This is a genomic window from Paenibacillus sp. NPDC058177, assembly GCF_042883835.1.
Taxonomy (GTDB): Bacteria; Bacillota; Bacilli; order Paenibacillales; family Paenibacillaceae; genus Paenibacillus_AQ; species Paenibacillus_AQ agri.
In genome coordinates this window covers 1,879,310-1,898,698 of sequence record NZ_JBHVVB010000001.1, presented here as the reverse complement: position 1 = coordinate 1,898,698, position 19,389 = coordinate 1,879,310, and the positions used below count along the sequence as shown (strand labels likewise).

Sequence of the window (19,389 nt, the reverse complement as noted above, 5' to 3'; positions counted from 1 at the left end):
AGAAGCCATTGTTGAGCGGCTGCACGAACTTTATTGGGGAATGAGGTGGCAACGATAAGCGGAAATATGAAAATTGGACTGCTCAGACATTTCAAAGTTGATCTGCAGACAGAGGGAACATGGATGAGCGCGCAGCAATTTAACGCTTGGGTGGATGAATATAATACGTGCAGTATAGAAAGGCCTCCGGTCATAGATGTACTTGATGCAGACTGGAATCGATGCTTGTCGAGCAATCTATATCGAGCGGCTGAAACAGCCCAAACGATGTACACCGGAGAAATTGTTATAACGGACCAGCTCAGGGAGATCGATGTTCGTGCATTTACCAAACTCCCTATAAAGCTGCCTTTAAGCTGGTGGATGGTGATCGGAAGGCTAGCTTGGTATGGGTCACATCACTCTCAGCAAGAGAGCAGGAGAGAGACAATATTAAGGGCAAGAAGAGTCATTGATCAGATGGAGCAGGATCAGAATGCGGCCACATTGCTTGTGACTCACGGCGCCTTTATGAAGGTTCTTGGTAAGGAGCTGCTGCGGAGGGGGTACCAGGGGGAATCATTTACTGTTCCGAAAAATGGTGGTTTGTATACGTTTGAGAAGAGTCTTAGACTGGGTAGATAGCGGGCATAAAGCGAACTCTACCTGGATCTTCTGGTAGTGGCGGAACATATTCAACTGAATAGAAATAATCTGACTATCAGTTGTGGCTTAGATGCCGAAGCCGGTCATATTATCAGGGAGGGCTCCTGTTTCGTACCTTTCATGCGAGAAAACGGGTGATGTATACGGAATTATTGCTATCCTCGATAAGGAAGTACTTTCTGGGATTGCAGCAGACGAATGTCGAGGTTTAAGTTGTAATCGTCTTCTATGGAAAAAAAGTTTTGTCCCTTTGCCACCTATCTGATGTCTTTGGTACCGGTGCGGAGGAAGTTGCGGTGTTGAGGAGAATATTAAAGGTATAGTATGAAGGAATAGGCTAAAGGACACATCAAGACAGTAGGGCTGTAAAGTTCTGCTGTCTTATTTTGTCTACATTTGCTATATTTTTGAGTAATTTGGATGTATAAAAGGAGGATATTGGAATTAGAGGGCGAATAACTAATAACTGAATGTAATAAATGGTAGATCATACTTTTCGGTTTGTGATGATGAATTATAGTTCAAGTTCACTTTTACGAATCTAGTCTAATATCACCTAATAACTACGAATTATTTGGAGGTCAATACCAATAGTATGGATGAATTAAATTGGGAAGTTATTAAAGGCGGATTTAGTGGATTTGAAGAATTGGCCGTTGAGTATGTTCAAAATGAACATACAAGTCACACAGGATGGAAACCCACTGCTAAGACTCGTGATGGAAATAAAGATGCTTTTACAGTCAATGGATCTTATCCTACCATCATAATGGGTTATCTACCTGTGGAGGGGGCGCAAGAAGAATGGTGGATGGAAGCTAAATATTCTTTAAAATCACAAAATTTAACAAGATATAAGCTAGATGCAACTATTGTAAGTGCTATTCTGAAGGGAAATGTAACAAAAATTATTTTTGTCACTAATATAGATGTACATTCAAAAACTATTATAGATATACGGAATGCCCTAGAGGATTCAATCAATTGTAATGATGTTACTTTTTGTACAAAAAGTACGTTAGAATATTGGTTATTTAAGAACCCAAAAGTACTTGAAAAATATTTTGGCAGAACTCAAAGTAAGCTTCTTGTTCGAAAAAATATATTTGTAATTGAGAATATAGATTTTTATGTGGACCCATGCAAACACTTGTCTTTCAAAGAACCTATGAGAGCCTTATATACAGGTAAATCTTATGTTGCATCCTTTGCAGTTTTTAGTTCAAGTGACTGTAATGTTAAACTAAGTCTTGATAGTTCAATTAGATCTATGCTCAGTTGTAACACCCGGAAAATCAGCCTGAAAAAAGGTGAAAACTATGTTTTGGTGAGTGTAAAAGTAAAAGAAGGAATTAAGTATGAGAAAAGTTTAAATGGGATTGTATTTAAAATTAATAACGAAATTAATTGTATGACGAAAGTGGGAGTCATCATAATTCCATCCAATGGCCTCCCCCTCAACCTTCACTCGCAAAGGGCTATTATAGATCAGATTAGCGACCGATTTGAATTTTTTTCAAAGAGACCTGCTTTGGAAATACATAGCATACTGGGGGAATCAGGCGTTGGAAAAACTTATGTGCTGGATGAGATAGCGCGTACCCTGCCTTTGAAGAGGACCGCTACGCTTTTCCTCTCCTTTTCGAAAGATCCCGTCAGTAATCATACTTTATTAGTAGATTTCGTTCTATTTCTTTTATTTCCTTTTATTTCAGCAGGTGAGATTGACGCTGATTATTTATCTAAGCTAAAAAAGACGTTCTATGTAAGCGGCTATTTAATTGACATGGTTACCAATAAAAACAACCCAGACATGTTAATTAAACTTATCGAGACTTACAACTCTAGCTTAGAGCACAAATTATTCCCATTATTTTCATCAGCCAATCCAAAAGTAGTGATCATAGATGATTTGCACAAACTTTCTAATATCGGAATGCAATTCTTTTCTTCTCTAATATCCGAGTTAAGAGAATGTAATTCTCACGTGTTTTTTATTTTAAGTAGCAATGGTACTCAATCCCATTCTGAAGAAAAACTATTACTACCTGCTATCTCGGAATATCATTGCCAATTAACTATAAAAGACCTTATTAAAAGTGCCAACAAAAACACTTTAATCACTGATAATGTGGATGAAAACATAATTCGAATTTTATTTCCGAATGCAATAAATTTCTTCTTTTTTTTAGAATTTATAAGAAATTTTGAAACAATTAGCACAATAGGCGAGCTAATCTTTTTATTTAAATCTTTCCAAAGTAATGAACAGTCAGAAGAATACATTTTGGGTGCATTACAAAGATCATTTAATCAGAATAGCGATTCGCATAAGTGGTGTAATCAGATATTCAGATCTCTAAATGGAATTGACGGTGGAATAGAACCTAATGACTCGATTAAACTTCTTTTGGTTGAACGTCTGGTCAAATATAATACGGAAGGACGCATAGTACCGTATAACGATATGTATGTTGAGATATACAAAAAATATTATGGAGGGATTAGAAGTAGCTTACAAATGCATTACAGCAACAAATATGAAGAAATGCAGCATAAAATTTATTTTAACAATGACACCAAAGAATTAGAGACTACGGTGAACCAAATACTTGATTTAAAGAATTCCGAGCAGTATTACGCTATTATTTATATTCTCGAACAAGTATTTGAAAATACTGATCATCAACTAAAAGATCTTTTGCAAGATTCAATGTATTATAAATTGTATTTTGTTTATGCGTATGCTGTAGCTAATTCAAGCAAAAAGATATCTGGAAGTTCAGTATTCGAAAAAATATACGAAGAAACTAAAAATCATTCGGATTTTGAAGTTACAAGGATCTGTACAGATGCTATTTCCGAATTAATAAACAGTAGATACGAATCTTTGCGATTTCTAGAAACAGAATATTTAATCATTGATCTAAACAAAAAGCTGCTTACTTTGTGTAATTTTAATTATATTACTAGCCCCATGGAAGAACTAGATAGCTATATATTAGGAAGGATTATTAATTTGCTAATCCTATCGGAAAAAAAAGAAGCTACAGCAGAAAAAGAGTTTGAATTATTGGATAGTATGTTAAGTATTTCGCCAAAAAACTACGACTCCATGGTATCAGTGGTGTTCCGCTATGCCAGAACGCTATATGCACGTGATGCTTTGTATGCAGACGAATTATTGAATCGATGTTTGAAGATGCTAGCCAAATTACCAGGTAAGCATGAAAAGATAGCTAGCCTGATTTCTTTCGAAAACACATTTTTAAAAATAATACGTTCCGGTAATATATTCTTGATGCCTGAACTGCTTCAATACCATGAGAAATTAAAGCGAAATTTCTTTAACGACTACAGAAAAGGGATATTCGGCTTAATTGCAATCCTATATGTACATGGAGAAATAGATAAAGGAAATCACTATTTGTTCTCAGATGTCATGGTCGCCAGAAAGTTTAGGCCTAGGCAAGAGGGCTTCTACTATCAAACGTTGGCTTTATACGAGATGATTGCAGTAAATAATAAATTCAATGCTATAGAATTATTGAAAAAATCGCAAAATATTTTCAAAGAATTAACGGAATATGAGTCAATTATTATTCATAATATAGATGTTGTTAATCAAGGACGGTTTTCTCCAGAACGAATCGAGTTTTATCTTGGATCAGAAATGAGCAAGGATATGTACTATCTTGATCCACGGTGCTGTTGGTAAATCCTAAAGTATGTTAGTGTTTTGGATATTAGGTTGAATATGTTGACGTAGTTTTTCCGCTGTAACATATTCTAGATATTCGTCGAAGTCAATCAAGCGCTTTACCATTTCTAAAGCTTCCTTCATGTGCATTTTCTTTTCCAGATCACTATGAACATATTCAAAAATTTGTCTAATTATCAAATTAAAAAAATGTTCCCCAAACTTGTAGTAGTTAAATTTATATTTCTCGAAGCTATTTATATCTTTTAAGTGTTGACTAATTTCCGAGAAAACAGTGTAAAAATCGTTAATGTGCTTTTGAGAAAAGGATTGGACAATTGATCCGATTCTTTTATAGTGATGATAATAAACAGATGGGATACATAATAGTTTATTGGTAGCTAGAAGAGCCTTCCATGAAAAAAGTAAGTCTTCATAGTAGACATTCTCAATAAAACGAAGATTATTACAAATTAGAAAGTTTCGATTATAAACCCTATTTACTGATGAGGGGACGATATTGATACCGTAATCATATTGCTTTGTCATAATTTTGAAGGCAACTTCACCAGTTAAAGCAATCAGTGAGTCATATTTACATTTATACACTTTTTCTTTCATTTCAACTCCATAATCTCTCACTAATCCACACATGCCAATATCTGCTGATTCTCGCTCCATATGCTGAACAGCTACTTCGTAAAAATGAAGGTCTAACCAATCATCACTATCGCAAAAGGCAATATATTTACCGGTCGATATAAGTAGTCCAGCATTCCTAGCTCCTCCTGGGCCTAACTTCTCCTCCAGTTGGATGAATTTAATCTGTAACTCATCGATATATTTTTGTAACAAGGGGCGAATATCTGTTGTCGATCTGTCATCAACAACGATAATTTCTTTTTCATCTATTGTTTGATTAATCAAAGAGTCAAGACATTTTTCTATGTATTGTTCAGTATCACTTACAATAACAATAATACTGACTTTAGGCTGCGAATAAAGCATGAGTATTACCTCCAAATAATTCGTAGTTATTTGGAGGTAACAATCCGGTTACGGGGATTGAATTGGGAGAGGACGTCCCGTTTTCTTTTGACAGATACTTCGGTGTAGATCTCGGTGGTGCTTACGCTGGAGTGGCCCAGGATTTCTTGGACAGCGCGTAGATCAGCCCCGTTTTCTAGCAGCTGTGTTGCGAAAGAATGGCGCAGGTAGTGCGGTGTGGCTTTTTCATTAATGTTAGCGAGCTGCCTGTATTTCGTAAAAATATCCTCAACGCCATAAATAGATAACGCTTGGCCGTATTTGTTTACGAACAGGGTATCGACTTGGGGGCGGAAAAGCTCCCGAACGCTCAGCCATTCATTCAGTTTCTCAATAAGCTCTGTACTGGACAAATACAATAACCTCTCTTTGCGCCCCTTTCCGAAAATGACCACCACTCTATTTTTGAGATCAATATCCTGCAAATGAATTTGAGTCAGCTCTCCAATACGCATTCCTGTTGAAAATAATAGGTCGATTATCGCATCATTACGAATGGATAAACGTGTGCGAAAAGGAGTCTTTAATGTCTCACGGTCCAATTGTGGGGAGTGAAGCAATCGTTCGATTTCCTCTACCGCCAGTGTTTTCGGGATTCGTTTGGCCATTTTGAATTTTTTTCCGAAATTCTGAAGAGGGGATTGATCTAGCAACTCTTTTTGGACTAAAAATATAAAAAAGGCCTTAATTGATATGTATTTGCGTTTTATAGTCGAGTCTTTGAGTGTACCTGAACTGTTGAAGCTATGAAAATAGAGGTGAAGACTTTCGCTTGTGATGCCTTCTACAGCGTTCTCTATGAGCCAGAAGTGCAGCATGTTGAGGTCGGAAGTATAAGCTTTGATCGATTTGGACGAGAGATTCTTCTCTATGATTAGAAAGGAAATATATTTCTCAAGATATGCAGGCAGTTCAGAAGCGGGGAGCGTCATGGTATTCCTCCTGGTGTATGTATGTTATGTAGGTTCTACGACTGCTCAAATTATAGCAAAGTTTACCGCTAGAACGTTAGGATTATCCATGTATTTGCCATGAGGGCTTGTAATACACTTTTTAAGTGTATAAGCCGAACTAAAGAAAGTAATGAATAGCGATGAGGAGCGAAGGGGGAGGTTTGGAACTGTAGGAGCGAAGCGCTCGCCTTTGTGCCCAGATTTCAACCGCTAGAAGCGGTTTATAAAAAAGAAATCTGGGGACAACAGCGACCGGAAGTCCAAACATTCCACCGTAGTGACGATCGAGCTTTACGTTCGGTTCTTAAGTTCGTCTTATATAGCGGGTTATACTGTGTCTTAATGTCACTTCTTTTGGATATCCTGACAATGATCAGCCGATAGGTAGGGGATTGAAATTTCCATCTATTGTAATGGGAATCTATCTCCTATAGTATGAGAGTTGTACAGCGGAAGCAGAAATGGAGACAAGGGGGCAGAATGTATGTCGATAGCGACAACAATGATTATCCGACTGGAAATACGGAAATCGATTGCGTCTTTTGGTGATGTAGCATCCAGAATTGCTGAGGTGGGCGGTGATATTGTTGCGATTGACGTCATACGTGCGGGTAAGGATGTGACGACCCGTGATATTACGGTGAATGTACCGGATGCGGCGAACGGCGAGATTGTCGGTGTGTTATCGGACATGCCGGGTATCAAAGTAATCAACGTATCTGACCGGACTTTCCTGGCTCATCTTGGTGGTAAGATTGAGGTTACTCCGAAGATGCCGATCAAGAACCGGGAAGACCTGTCGCAGGTGTATACACCGGGCGTAGCCCGTGTCAGCATGGCCATTCATGAAGATCCTAACAAAGCGTATTCCCTGACGATGAAAAGAAACACTGTAGCTGTTGTAACTGACGGCACTGCGGTGCTGGGACTTGGTGATATCGGACCTGAAGCGGCGATGCCGGTGATGGAAGGTAAGGCAATGCTGTTCAAGCAACTGGCGAATATCGATGCATTTCCACTGTGCTTGAATACGAAGGATCCGGATGAAATTGTGAAAATTGTGAAAGCGGTTGCTCCTGGATTTGGCGGGATCAATCTTGAGGATATAAGTTCGCCGCGCTGTTTTGATATTGAGCGGAGGCTGGAGGAAGAGCTGGATATTCCTGTTTTTCATGATGACCAGCATGGCACAGCTGTTGTAGCTCTCGCCGGTCTGTTGAATGCGCTCAAGGTTGTGGACAAGGATATTGGAACTGCGCGCATTGTGGTGGTCGGTATTGGTGCGGCAGGTGTGTCCATCTGCAATCTGCTCCTGGCAGCGGGAGCCCGGAATATTTATGCGGTAGACCGGGAAGGCATTCTCTCGGCTAAAATACAATACAGCAACGCAGAGTGGAACAGGCTGGCTCAGCGTACGAATACCGAAGGGATTACCGGCGGCTTGCCGGAAGCGATCCGGGGCGCAGATGTGTTCATCGGGGTGGCTGGCGCCGGGATTTTGACTGTCGATCTGCTAAAAAGCATGGCTGAAGATAATATCGTTTTCGCAATGGCGAACCCTACGCCGGAGATTGAACCGGATCTGGCTGAACCGCATGTAAGGGTGCTGGCTACTGGACGAAGTGACTACCCGAACCAGATCAACAACGTGCTGTGCTTCCCGGGCATTTTCCGTGGAGCTTTAGATTGCAGAGCTAGGGCGGTTAATCTGGATATGAAGCTGGCCGCGGCTAAGGCCATTGCTTCTGTGGTGCAACCGGACGAATTGAATGAGCATTATATCATTCCAAGTATTTTTAATGACAAGGTGGTAGAGTATGTTCGTTCAGCTGTGATTAAGGCGGCGATTGCAACGGATACAGCCCGCCGGATTCCCCCGGATTTCTCTGCAGAAACGAAGGAAGAGTAGCACTAGGGGCTTGAATGAGGAGCAGCACTAGGGGCTTGAATGAAGAGAAGGGCAGCTGATTGGGCTGTCCTTCTTTGCTATGAATGTGGGGCTTATATACTGGCAGGAGAGGTTTCACGTAATGGCGAGTACAGATGGAAGTAAACAAGTTGATCTACGAGTTCTTGGTGCCTGGTAAAACCCAACCGGTTCAGCAGTTGGATAGATCGCTCGTTCTGGGGTTCCACTGTGGCTTCAATCATCGATAGTCCCATTTGTTCAAAACCAAATGAAATCACTGGGGACATGACCTCTGTCATAAATCCCTGACCCCAGTATGCTTTTGACAGGTCATATCCGATTTCCGCCTTGGCTTCGCCGTTACTCTGGGTTACCCAACAATGATAACCACAAGTGCCAATAAGCGTCCCAGTGATTGTCTCAAATATTCCCCAGCGGCACCCCGGGTGATCTATGCCAAATTGGATGATCTCCTCAGCTTCTTCCACGCTTTTGCAGGGTGAAATATCCATGAACCTCGTGACGTCCTCATCCGCAAAATGTTTATACACCTCATGGCTGTCTTCGATTGTTAACAATCTTAAGGTCAATCTGGCAGTTTGCAAGGATGGGAATTCAAAGTCAGACATCTTATCGGTCCTTTCGTTAGGAAAATAATAGTATTATCTAAGTTTAGTCCTGCGGACGATATAACTGGTAGGTAAAGTTCTTTTTGTTGTAAAATTATACTAATCGTACTAATCATACTTGGGCGATCTTGAGCCAGGCAGACAGTTACCTTAATCAAAAAACAGGAGGTCTGGATGATGATGAAGGCACTACGTGTTTTGCTGATAGGGGCGGTAATCCTATTGCTTCTTGTATCCTGTAACTCGAAGACTTATAAGTATAATTATACGTTTAATGGTGAGGGGGAGCAGTGGGCAGCCGAGTATGTACAGAAAGCATCAACGACGCTGACCGACAAGAAAGGCGTGAGGCCGGAGTACAGTTCTTCGAATGAGCGCACCTTCCAGCTCAAGTACAAGGGCAAGCAAACCGATCTCGGTGATATAAAAGAGTTGAAATACAGCTACAAAGGGACTACCGGAGGAGGTAGTAGCACTATTGAAGGTCCGGTTCACTTTGGTGATTTGAAATCAAGGTCTGTAAGTAACGGATCTATCGAGCAAGAGGACGCCGTAATTCAAGTTGAGGTTGAATGGGATGGACAGAAGGAGCAATTTGAACTGCAGGTTCCCAAAAAATAAATCGACGGAGGACAATCATGGTTATTCTTAAGGAAATTGAAGCGGACCAACTGGACGCATTAAACGATTTGTATCATGAACTGGTGGAGAGAGCGGCAGAGCGGAGTAAGCTTAAGGAAGTTTTTAAGCTGGTGAAGGCTGATAACCGGTATATTCTGCTGGGTGCTTTTATAGATGGAGAGCTGTTAGGGTCAGTAATGGGTATTCTGTGTTACGACCTTGTAGGGGATTGTCGACCGTTTATGGTGATTGAGAATGTTGTGGTCTCATCGCGTGCGCGCCGGCAAGGCGTTGGCAAGAAGCTAATGGTGCGGATAGAGGAAATAGCCCGCGAACGGGACTGCTATTACATGATTCTGGTCTCAGGCGAACAGCGGAAGGAAGCACATATATTCTATGAAACGCTGGGCTTCCGCGATGAGAAGGTAGAGGGTTACAGGAAGCATCTAAGTTAGGGGCTAACCAGAGTGGCTGCATGAGAGCCTTATGTGGTATGGGATGAGGGAGAGAGTAAGGAGAACGTACGCGGGATCGATTTTTTAAAGCTATCTTTTCCATACTGCGAGAACTCCCGCCATATTATACTCAGAATATTACTATCATGGAGGCGTATAATTTGGAGACTTTATTTCGTTATAACTGGATGGTTCGCGAGCAGTGGTACCGCTGGTGTGAGGATGTGCCGGAGGAAGAGCTTCTCAAAGTACGGACAGGCGGAGTAGGAAGCATTCTGAAGACGCTATTCCATGTTGCTGATGTCGAGTGGAGCTGGATTCAGTCCATTCAGGGCAAGCCGGATTTTCTGGAGGATTTCAATTTGTATCAAAGCCTGGCACAGGTGAGGGCGCTGGATGCACGTTTCCGGCACGATGTAGAGGGATTCGTATTAGGTTGGCGGGAAGAGCTGGAACGGAAAATGTTTGATGATCTGCTGCCGGATGGGCGGGTGCGCTCTCTGGCTTGGGGTGAGGTGCTCCGGCATGTGATTGCTCACGAGATTCATCATATGGGACAGCTATCCGTATGGGCCAGGGAGATCGGCAAGGCGCCGGTGTCGGCTAACCTGATAGAAAAAGGGTTGGTATTTAGTCTGCCTGGCAGGGAATAGCCCGCTATATTTAACCATTGAAGAAGCCTGGTAACTGTGAAGTTACCGGGCTTTCAAGTCTTCCGGAGGAAACCAGATATGACGCAGATCGACCCAGCCTTGGCTGTTGAAGGTGACGCCGCGAACCGAAGGGAGGTAGGCGGTTTGGGTCGGTTTTTCATATAAAATATGCAGATGATGCTCGTCCGTCAGACGCTTCTCAATCCGCTGAAAGATCTCGGCTCTGACGTGCGGATCGGGTTCGCGGGAGATTCTGTGAAGCATACCTTCGATATCGCCTCGCGTGTGTGCGTCCAGATGACGCGACAAGGTCTGGTAAAGGTCGAACAGCCGCAGCTGTTCATCCTGATCGCGGAATAGGGAGAAGACAATGAGATCTGATTCCAGGCGGATCGACCCTTTGAATTCCTCCGGGGAGACGGTGACGACCCTGCAGGAATAGCCGGCTGCAGTCAGTTTGAATGCAATATCCTCTGCATCGCCCCCATATTGGGGGATAGTAGCAATCTGCAGTGGGCCCACGTGGGGGGCGGAAACTTCCGGGATATTGCCAGCTGCTGCCCCTTGCAAACAGGAGATCAGATGACCACGGACCAATGGATCGCTCAGCGGTCCTTTTTTGTGTGTATTGCAGGTCACAAATTTGCGCGTGGAGGACTCGGAGTGCATGCGGCTCCAGCTGGAAGACTCGGGGGCGGATGGGTTCTGGATTACATGGAACGCAGCACCGGAATCGGCAGAGGATGCATCAATCTCCCAAGGCACATAGATGATCTCTACACGATCCAGGTGGGCCCTTCCCTGAAAATAATACGGGAACACTTCCAGCACACATAGATGCTCATGCATCTCAGTGACCTTAAACGGTCCTGTCCCGGCAGGCTGACGTCCCAGATCTGTACCACGCGCGCCTTCCCAGTCCCGGGGCACAATTGCCGCACGGCTGGTGCACAGGAAGGGCAGGAAGAGCTCGTTGGGCTTCTTGAGCTGTATCTGAACAGTCGTCGGACTAAGGGCGGTAACCGCCTGGATTTCCTTGAAAATATAACTGTAGAGCGTTCGCTGTGAAGTTTGCATCAGCCGCTCAAAGGAATAGACGACATCCTCGGCACCCAGCACCTTGCCGTGATGGAACAGAACCTCTTTACGCAGAAAGAAAGTCCATGTCGTCCGGCTCTCATCGGCCTCCCAGGCATGGGCAAGCCCAGGTCCGATCACGTTCTGTTCCCCGCTCTGACGCAGCAGACCATCAAATACATGGCTTGACACAAAAGACTCTGCCAGCAAATTCATATACAGCGGATCAAAGGTATGCAGTTGTTGTGTGACAGGCAGCCGCAAAGTATCAATCTGCTTGTCGCTGCGCATCTCGGAGTGATGGCCGAAATAGGCGAGCAGCCAGCCCTGAAGGGTGTCCTGAAGCGACGAGGACCGGGCGTGATCCCGAATACCCTCGATGGAACTGAGGATATCCTTGCGGCTGATCGCCTGCTTCATCGATTGCAGGGCAATCTCCTCGGAAGGCAGCAGAAAGCGCAGCGTGGAGCGCCGCCCCCGTCCGCGGCTCGATGTCCAGACGATCCAGCTCTGCTGGACCATTTTATTCACAACATGCAGGGCGTTACGGTGGGTGCAGCCCAAGGTTTGTGCCAGCTCGTCCAGGGTGACGGTTACTTCGGCGGCGCTCCCATAGCGGGAATGCAGCTTCAAATATTGGCTATGCAGCTTCACGAGAGAGGGTCCTCCTTGGAAAATAAGAAATAATAATTTCGATTTTTCTATTTATCTTCTTATTTTAACATTTAAAATAAGGATTAGATAGTAATATACTGGAGGTATTTACCATGTCTGAAAACGAAGTAAGGCGGATCCGCCCTCTTGTCGTATTGGGTGCTGCATTTTTGCTGGCTATCATTCACCAGTATCTGTTCTTTGGCGCACAACCCGGAATATCTTATCCGATCTTTGTGACCTTGTTTTACGTCTTTATACTGTACTATGCCCGGGAGCAAAGGCGTCCGTTCTCATGGTTCAGCTACTTATGGCTTGCTGCCATCGGTTTGCTCTCGCTAACGTATGTGTTGTTTCAGGATATGTTCTTCTTCGGCTTCAATTTGCTGGTTATCCCGATTCTGATTCTTTTACATATGACGTATATGCTGGGAGCAGACAGACTCTCCTGGGGCGAGGGAAAGCTGATTGTCAAGACGCTGGAACATTTTTTCCCGCAGAACTTTCGGCATTGGGCTACAGCCTTTGCCCAGTTGCGCAGCAAACAGGGTGGCAAAATCAAGGATGAGCGTAAGCAGGTTCTGATTAAGGTGTTGATTGGTTTGACCATTTCATGTCCGATCCTGCTGGTTGTAGTCTCGCTGCTTTCCTCTGCAGACGGCGTTTTCCTTCATCTGGTGCAGGAGTTTCCCAATATTTTAGGTAACTTGTCTCTGGGCGAGGGTTTTGTACGGGTGATGTGGGTACTATTGTTCGGACTTGGCTTTTTCGGCTTTGTCTGGGGCTTTGTTGATCCCAAGGATTACAGCTGGAATGCCCGGAATCCTGCACTAAAGCAGCTAAATATGGAGACACCGGAACTACCGGTGTTCAGAATCGATCCTGTGATCATGGCGACGATTCTCATTTCGATTAATATGGTTTACGTGCTGTTTGTGTTCGTGCAGTTCTCCTATTTGTTCGGTGCGTGGGAGGGAATCCTGCCAACGGGCAGCACGTATGCTGACTATGCACGGAGCGGTTTTTTCGAGTTAGTGATGGTGACAGGAATCAATTTCATCCTGCTTATGTTATGCCTTCTGCCTTCAGGTGAAGGACAAGGTCTGCTGAGAAGAATCACCCCTGTCCTGCTATACATCCTGGTAGCTTGTTCTGGTGTTATGCTGTATTCCGCCTTTACCCGGCTTTCGTTATATGAGGAAGCATACGGATATACCTACACGCGTTTTCTGGTGCATGCGTTTATGATTTTCCTGGGTCTTCTGCTTGGCCTGGCAGCGCTGCGGATTGGAAGCAAGAAGATTTCGCTGGCAAAATGTTATATCGTGCTTGGTCTGGTGTCGTACGTCGTGATGAACTATATCTGCCTGGACGTAATTGTCGCGAACAAGAATATTGAACGGTATGTCACTAGTGGCAAACTGGATGCCGATTATTTGTTTACATTATCGCCGCAAGCGATTCCGACTCTAATTGATTTCAGCCGTAGTCAGAATGGGATTCTGGATAATGGTTTGCGCAGGGAATGGGAAGTCAGCCAGACAGCTGAAAAATGGCAGTCGTTTAATGTATCACGCTACAGGGCAGAACATGAACTGAAAGAGTATTTTAAGGCAGAGACGAAATAAATCGCAAAAAAAGGACATATGTCCTTTTTTTGCGGGGCATTCTACATTACACTGAAGCATCGGAGGGATTGGCGAATGCAAATGATATATGACCGGGAGGCTGTTCGCCATCTGGCGGAAAAAAACGGTCTTGACGAAATTTTTGGCAATCCCATGATCGAGTCTATGGAGCTGCGATTGTACGGGAACGGCGAGGCAGTCTGCTCGGTTGGAGATAAGCTGGAATATCTGTTCATCCTGGTCCAGGGCAACCTTAAGATTCACACACTGCTGCCTAACGGGAAGTCAATGCTGGTACGTTTTGCGCGGCCGATGTCGATTATCGGGGATGTAGAGCTGCTGCGGGAATATCCCGTGAAGAACCAAGTAGAATCGGTGGGAGACAGCTTGATCCTGCTTGCCAGCCGAAGACGGCTGCTGAAGGAAATGGAGCATAATGCGGTGCTGCTGCGTTTTCTATACGGAGAACTGAGCCACAAGCTCTATACGCTGGGACAGACTTCTGCGCTGAATCTCTTGTATCCGGTCGAGAACCGGTTCGCGAGCTATCTGCTGTCTCTGCTCACGGACAGTGAGGGGATACGATACGTAGATGAGATTCGCACCTCCACGTTGACAGAAACAGCGGAGCTGCTCGGCACCAGCTACCGGCATCTGAACCGGATTGTTCGTAAATTTATTGAACAGGGCATCATCGAACGTAAGCATGGCCGCCTAAGCATTCTGGATGAAGGAAAGTTAGCTGAGCTGGCGAGCGGCAGTCTGTACGAATAGAGTGGCACAAATGCTATCAGAGATCGCTTTAAATCAGGCTGCGGCCGGAAGAAGCGGTCTTTTTGCTTTTTCTACGGGAAAAGGGTCAGTCTTTTGGAATAAGACTATTGGCATATTTTATCGAAATCGTAAGATACCACACACAAATCATAGAAATTGCCATCGACTGGAAGATTACTGTATCTTATATTATTACCATTATTAGTTAGTTTATAGTCATCCTCCGATGTTCGATCTTCTTATATTGCGTGTTGAGTTGCAGTTATGCATATTTACGCAAGCAAGGGGATCGTTCTTTTTTATGCGAAGATGCTGCTATTCTGCGTCTAAGAGGATCACTATCGGCTTTCTACTAGTAAAGAATGCTGCTTCATAAGGGTTTCTCTACGATTTCAGTATCCTGGAGGAGGCGGTAGATGACTTAAAGATCAGTTTTGAAAGCGTATACGGAATGGAAGTTTGCAAGATTTAGAGTCTGGGCATCCAAGACGTGTTTCTTTTCGAAAAGGTGCGTGTAGTCCAGAAGGTTGCAGAGGGTTCAAGCTTCACCATAAAAAATATGGAGGTTGGCTGTTCATGATAACAGGTCGCAAAGCTTCAACGGGAAGGTCAGTCCTGATGTACTGCCTGATTGCTGCATTATTTGTAGGCCAGTTAGCCTTTTTCCCGTCTGTGAGTTCAGCAGCCGGAAATTTGGCCCAAGGTAAGACGATTACAGCTAGCTCTGTTGGTGATGTATATGTGGCTTCTAACGCCAATGATAGTAACCAGGGAACGTATTGGGAGAGCAGCAGCAATGCTTTTCCACAGTGGCTTAAAGTGGATCTGGGTGAAGCCAGCAATGTCAACCAGGTCGTGCTGAAGCTGCCGTCCAATTGGGGGGCCAGAAATCAGACACTGTCTGTAGAGGGAAGCAGCAACGATTCCAGTTATAGCAATCTGGCATCTTCCAGCAGCTATGCTTTTAATCCATCCAATGGCAATACGGTAACCATCAATTTTGCAGCAGCAAGCGTAAGATATGTGCGACTGAATATTACTGCGAATACAGGCTGGCCAGCCGCACAAATCTCCGAGTTTGAAGTCTACGGTACGACCGCAACACCTTCTGGAGCGTATGAAGCCGAAGCGGCTGCGCTGTCCGGTGGTGCGAAGGTGAACACCGATCACACTGGCTACACTGGATCAGGATTTGTAGATGGATACCTGACGCAAGGTGCCACCACTACCTTCACAGTGAACGTTCCTACAGCCGGCAGCTATGACGCTGCGCTGCGTTATGCCAATGCTAGCGGAGGTGCCAAGACCATCAGCGTGTACGTCAACGGGACAAAGGTGAAGCAGACTTCTTTGCCGAATCTGGCCAACTGGGACACTTGGTCCACCAAGGTAGAGACACTGGCCTTGAATGCCGGAACTAACACGATTGCGTATAAGTATGATGCCGGGGACACTGGCAATGTAAATCTGGACAACCTTAATCTCACACCGGGCGTGGCGCCGACTGTAGCACCAACACCGTCCCCAACTGTAGCACCAACACCGTCCCCAACTGTAGCGCCAACACCATCACCGACAGTAGCGCCAACACCATCGCCGACAGTAGCGCCAACACCGTCTCCGACAGTGGCACCAACGCCGTCGCCGACAGTGGCACCAACGCCGTCGCCGACAGTAGCGCCAACGCCATCACCAACTGTAGCGCCAACGCCGTCTCCGACAGTAGCGCCAACACCGTCGCCGACCGTAACACCAACACCGACACCGACGACCGGACCAGGGTCCAACCTGGCGCTGAACAAACCGGTCACCGCTTCCTCTTCTGTATTTACTTTCGTAGCCACCAATGCCAATGACGGGGATTTGAATACTTACTGGGAAGGTGCGGGCGGAAGCTATCCGAATACGCTTAGTGTGAATTTGGGTGCGAATGCCAACCTTAGCTCCGTTGTATTGAAATTGAATCCATCTTCGGCCTGGTCTACGCGCACACAAACGATTCAGGTTCTTGGACGGGACCAGAACGGCACTACGTTCTCCAGTCTTGTACCGGCAACCGTCTATACTTTTAATCCAGCCACTGGCAATTCAGTGACCATACCGGTCAATGCTACTGCCAGCGAAGTTCAACTCAGAATTACGACAAATTCCGGCTCCAGTGCTGGGCAAATTGCTGAATTCCAAATCTTCGGCACGCCAGCTCCTAATCCGGATTTGACGATTACCGGGATATCCTGGTCTCCGGCAGCACCGATAGAGACGAATGCCATCACACTTAATGCTATTGTGAAAAATATCGGTACGGCTGCGTCTGGAGCCACGAATGTTAACTTCTACCTCGGTACGACGCTTGTCGGTACTGCCCCGGTTGGAGCCATTGCTGCAGGAGCTTTCACCAATGTCTCTGTGAACATCGGAGCTAAGGATGCAGCAGCTTATGCAGTAACTGCCAAGGTGGATGAGAATAACAGCATTATTGAGCTGGACAAATCCAACAACAGCTACACTAATCCGTCGCAGTTGACAGTTGCGGCAGTATCCAGCTCCGACCTGATTGCGGATTCCGTCAGCTGGTCGCCGAGCAACCCATCGCCAGGCAGCACGGTAAACTTCACGATTACGATCAAGAATCAGGGCACGGCAGCTTCTGCGTCAGGGGCTCATGCTGTTACCCTGACGATTACCGATGCCACAACCAATGCAGTAGTGAAGACCCTGAGCGGTTCTTACAATGGCGTGATTGCGAGCGGACAAACGACAGCCCCAATCAGTCTTGGTTCTTGGACAGCAGGCAACGGCAAGTACAACATCAAGAGCGAGATTGCTGTTGATGCCAATGAGCTTCCTGTAAAACAGGGCAACAACATCCAGAATCAATCTCTCTTCGTAGGCCGTGGTGCCAATATGCCTTACGATATGTACGAAGCTGAGGATGCTGTCATTGGCGGCGGTGCCGTCAAGCTTGCACCGAACCGCAACGTCGGCGATCTTGCCGGTGAGGCTTCCGGCCGAAGAGCAGTAACCCTGAATACCACAGGCAGCTACGTGGAATTCACTACTAAAGCCAGCACGAACACGCTGGTGACCCGTTTCTCCATTCCGGATTCCCCGAGTGGTGGAGGAACAGATGCTACACTTAACATTTATGTAAACGGTGTCTTCACAAAGGCGATCAATCTGACTTCCAAGTATGCCTGGTTGTATGGCTCGGAGACTAACCCGGGCAACACGCCAAGCGCAGGTTCACCGCGTCATATCTATGACGAAGCCAATATCATGTTCGACAGCACCATCCCGGCGGGAAGCAAGATTCGCCTGCAAAAGGATGCTGCCAATACGTCACAATATGCCATCGACTTTATCAACCTGGAGCAAGTGTCGCCAATTCCAAATCCTGACCCGGCCAAATATGTAGTGCCTACCGGATTTACTCATCAGGACGTGCAGAACGCACTGGATAAATTCCGCATGGATACTACCGGTAACCTCGTCGGTGTCTACCTGCCTGCCGGTACGTATGAGACTTCTAACAAGTTCCAGGTATACGGCAAGCCTGTAAAAATCATTGGCGCAGGACCATGGTATACACGTTTCGTGGCCCCAACCAATCAGAGCAATACAGATATCGGATTTAGAGCTACTGATACGGCGAACGGCTCTACTTTTGCCAATTTCGCTTACTTCGGTAACTATACTTCCCGTATCGATGGTCCGGGTAAAGTCTTTGATTTCTCTAATGTGGCCAACATTACCATCGACAACATCTGGACCGAGCATCAGGTCTGCATGTACTGGGGTGCTAATACGGACTACATGGTCATCAAGAATTCCCGTATCCGTAACACTTTTGCCGACGGAATCAATATGACAAACGGCAGTACGAACAACCTGGTCTCCAACATTGAAGCACGCGCCACCGGGGATGACAGCTTCGCCTTGTTCTCGGCCATCGATGCGGGCGGATCTGATATGAAGGACAATGTGTATGAGAATCTGACTTCACTCCTGACCTGGCGTGCAGCTGGACTTGCGGTGTACGGCGGTTATGCCAATACGTTCCGCAACATCTACATCGCTGATACGCTGGTATACTCCGGAGTTACGATCAGTTCGCTTGACTTTGGTTATCCGATGAATGGTTTCGGAGCTTCTCCAACCACGAATTTCCAGAACATTACGATTGAGCGGGCGGGCGGACATTTCTGGGGCGCACAGACCTTCCCGGCTATCTGGGTATTCTCGGCCTCCAAGGTGTTCCAGGGAATCCGGGTCAGCGATGTAGATATCATTGATCCAACATACCACGGCATTATGTTCCAGACGAACTATGTCGGCAATACACCGCAGTTCCCGGTAAAAGACACCATCTTCAATAACATCACGATCTCCGGTGCGAAAAAGAGCGGTGACGCGTTTGACGCAAAATCCGGCGTTGGTATCTGGGTGAATGAATCCGCTGAGCCGGGTCAAGGTCCGGCAGTTGGTTCAGTGACCTTCAACAACCTGAAGATTACGAATACCGTAACACCAATCAAGAACAACACCTCGACATTCACCATTAATGTAAATCCGTAAAGGTTCATGATTTGACCGGTTAAGCAGCCGGTTGCAACAAGCCGTCTTCCGCTTTTACAGGGGAGCGGC

The 19,389-nt window shown here is 45.4% G+C and carries 13 protein-coding genes; 9 read left to right on the top strand and 4 right to left on the bottom strand.

The window, feature by feature from the left end; all coding sequences use genetic code 11:
• Positions 1–45 precede the first annotated feature (45 nt).
• Positions 46–624: a histidine phosphatase family protein gene (locus ACFVU8_RS08960; protein ID WP_387426869.1), complete on the top strand. Its 579-nt coding sequence runs from the start codon at positions 46–48 to the stop codon at positions 622–624.
• 616 nt (positions 625–1,240) lie between these two features.
• Entirely contained in the window at positions 1,241–4,363 is a 3,123-nt protein-coding gene (locus ACFVU8_RS08955) for a P-loop NTPase family protein (RefSeq protein ID WP_387426868.1), read from the top strand.
• Between the two features lie 3 nt (positions 4,364–4,366).
• On the opposite strand, the gene ACFVU8_RS08950 is transcribed toward ACFVU8_RS08955, so the two are convergent.
• Positions 4,367–5,353, bottom strand: coding sequence for a glycosyltransferase family 2 protein (locus tag ACFVU8_RS08950; protein WP_387426867.1), 987 nt, complete (start codon positions 5,351–5,353; stop codon positions 4,367–4,369).
• Positions 5,354–5,379: 26 nt separating this feature from the next.
• Positions 5,380–6,324 carry a tyrosine-type recombinase/integrase gene (locus ACFVU8_RS08945; protein WP_387426865.1) on the bottom strand — a complete coding sequence of 315 codons (945 nt, stop codon included), beginning with the start codon at positions 6,322–6,324 and terminating at the stop codon, positions 5,380–5,382.
• A gap of 505 nt (positions 6,325–6,829) precedes the next feature.
• Here ACFVU8_RS08945 and ACFVU8_RS08940 point away from each other — a divergent pair.
• Entirely contained in the window at positions 6,830–8,254 is a 1,425-nt protein-coding gene (locus tag ACFVU8_RS08940; RefSeq protein WP_175374462.1) for an NAD-dependent malic enzyme, read from the top strand.
• A 92-nt stretch (positions 8,255–8,346) separates the two neighbouring features.
• Here ACFVU8_RS08940 and ACFVU8_RS08935 read toward each other — a convergent pair whose 3' ends face one another.
• Positions 8,347–8,883 carry a GNAT family N-acetyltransferase gene (locus ACFVU8_RS08935; RefSeq protein WP_387426864.1) on the bottom strand — a complete coding sequence of 179 codons (537 nt, stop codon included), beginning with the start codon at positions 8,881–8,883 and terminating at the stop codon, positions 8,347–8,349.
• 174 nt (positions 8,884–9,057) lie between these two features.
• Here ACFVU8_RS08935 and ACFVU8_RS08930 point away from each other — a divergent pair, with 174 nt between their 5' ends.
• From ACFVU8_RS08930 to ACFVU8_RS08920, 3 genes are all read left to right on the top strand, one after another.
• Positions 9,058–9,504 (top strand): hypothetical protein, encoded by a 447-nt coding sequence (locus tag ACFVU8_RS08930; protein ID WP_379466310.1) that lies wholly within the window; start codon positions 9,058–9,060, stop codon positions 9,502–9,504.
• A 17-nt stretch (positions 9,505–9,521) separates the two neighbouring features.
• Positions 9,522–9,959, top strand: coding sequence for a GNAT family N-acetyltransferase (locus ACFVU8_RS08925; RefSeq protein WP_387426862.1), 438 nt, complete (start codon positions 9,522–9,524; stop codon positions 9,957–9,959).
• Between the two features lie 161 nt (positions 9,960–10,120).
• The gene (locus ACFVU8_RS08920; protein WP_387426861.1) at positions 10,121–10,612 is read left to right on the top strand and encodes a DinB family protein; all 492 of its coding nucleotides are present in this window, start codon (positions 10,121–10,123) and stop codon (positions 10,610–10,612) included.
• Positions 10,613–10,654: 42 nt separating this feature from the next.
• On the opposite strand, the gene ACFVU8_RS08915 is transcribed toward ACFVU8_RS08920, so the two are convergent.
• The gene (locus tag ACFVU8_RS08915; protein ID WP_387426859.1) at positions 10,655–12,343 is read right to left on the bottom strand and encodes an ABC transporter substrate-binding protein; all 1,689 of its coding nucleotides are present in this window, start codon (positions 12,341–12,343) and stop codon (positions 10,655–10,657) included.
• A 113-nt stretch (positions 12,344–12,456) separates the two neighbouring features.
• Here ACFVU8_RS08915 and ACFVU8_RS08910 point away from each other — a divergent pair, with 113 nt between their 5' ends.
• From ACFVU8_RS08910 to ACFVU8_RS08900, 3 genes are all read left to right on the top strand, one after another.
• Positions 12,457–13,971: a DUF4153 domain-containing protein gene (locus ACFVU8_RS08910; RefSeq protein ID WP_387426858.1), complete on the top strand. Its 1,515-nt coding sequence runs from the start codon at positions 12,457–12,459 to the stop codon at positions 13,969–13,971.
• A gap of 75 nt (positions 13,972–14,046) precedes the next feature.
• Positions 14,047–14,745 carry a Crp/Fnr family transcriptional regulator gene (locus ACFVU8_RS08905; RefSeq protein WP_387426857.1) on the top strand — a complete coding sequence of 233 codons (699 nt, stop codon included), beginning with the start codon at positions 14,047–14,049 and terminating at the stop codon, positions 14,743–14,745.
• Positions 14,746–15,321: 576 nt separating this feature from the next.
• On the top strand, positions 15,322–19,320 hold the full coding sequence (locus tag ACFVU8_RS08900; protein WP_387426855.1) for a discoidin domain-containing protein: 3,999 nt from the start codon (positions 15,322–15,324) through the stop codon (positions 19,318–19,320).
• Positions 19,321–19,389: the final 69 nt, after the last annotated feature.

Excerpts from the sequence above, each read along its gene's own strand:
- ACFVU8_RS08955 (WP_387426868.1), top strand. The coding sequence starts at position 1,241 with ATGGATGAATTAAATTGGGAAGTTATTAAAGGCGGATTTAGTGGATTT.
- ACFVU8_RS08950 (WP_387426867.1), bottom strand. The coding sequence starts at position 5,353 with ATGCTTTATTCGCAGCCTAAAGTCAGTATTATTGTTATTGTAAGTGAT.
- ACFVU8_RS08945 (WP_387426865.1), bottom strand. The coding sequence starts at position 6,324 with ATGACGCTCCCCGCTTCTGAACTGCCTGCATATCTTGAGAAATATATT.
- ACFVU8_RS08940 (WP_175374462.1), top strand. The coding sequence starts at position 6,830 with ATGTCGATAGCGACAACAATGATTATCCGACTGGAAATACGGAAATCG.
- ACFVU8_RS08935 (WP_387426864.1), bottom strand. The coding sequence starts at position 8,883 with ATGTCTGACTTTGAATTCCCATCCTTGCAAACTGCCAGATTGACCTTA.
- ACFVU8_RS08930 (WP_379466310.1), top strand. The coding sequence starts at position 9,058 with ATGATGATGAAGGCACTACGTGTTTTGCTGATAGGGGCGGTAATCCTA.
- ACFVU8_RS08925 (WP_387426862.1), top strand. The coding sequence starts at position 9,522 with ATGGTTATTCTTAAGGAAATTGAAGCGGACCAACTGGACGCATTAAAC.
- ACFVU8_RS08910 (WP_387426858.1), top strand. The coding sequence starts at position 12,457 with ATGTCTGAAAACGAAGTAAGGCGGATCCGCCCTCTTGTCGTATTGGGT.
- ACFVU8_RS08905 (WP_387426857.1), top strand. The coding sequence starts at position 14,047 with ATGCAAATGATATATGACCGGGAGGCTGTTCGCCATCTGGCGGAAAAA.
- ACFVU8_RS08900 (WP_387426855.1), top strand. The coding sequence starts at position 15,322 with ATGATAACAGGTCGCAAAGCTTCAACGGGAAGGTCAGTCCTGATGTAC.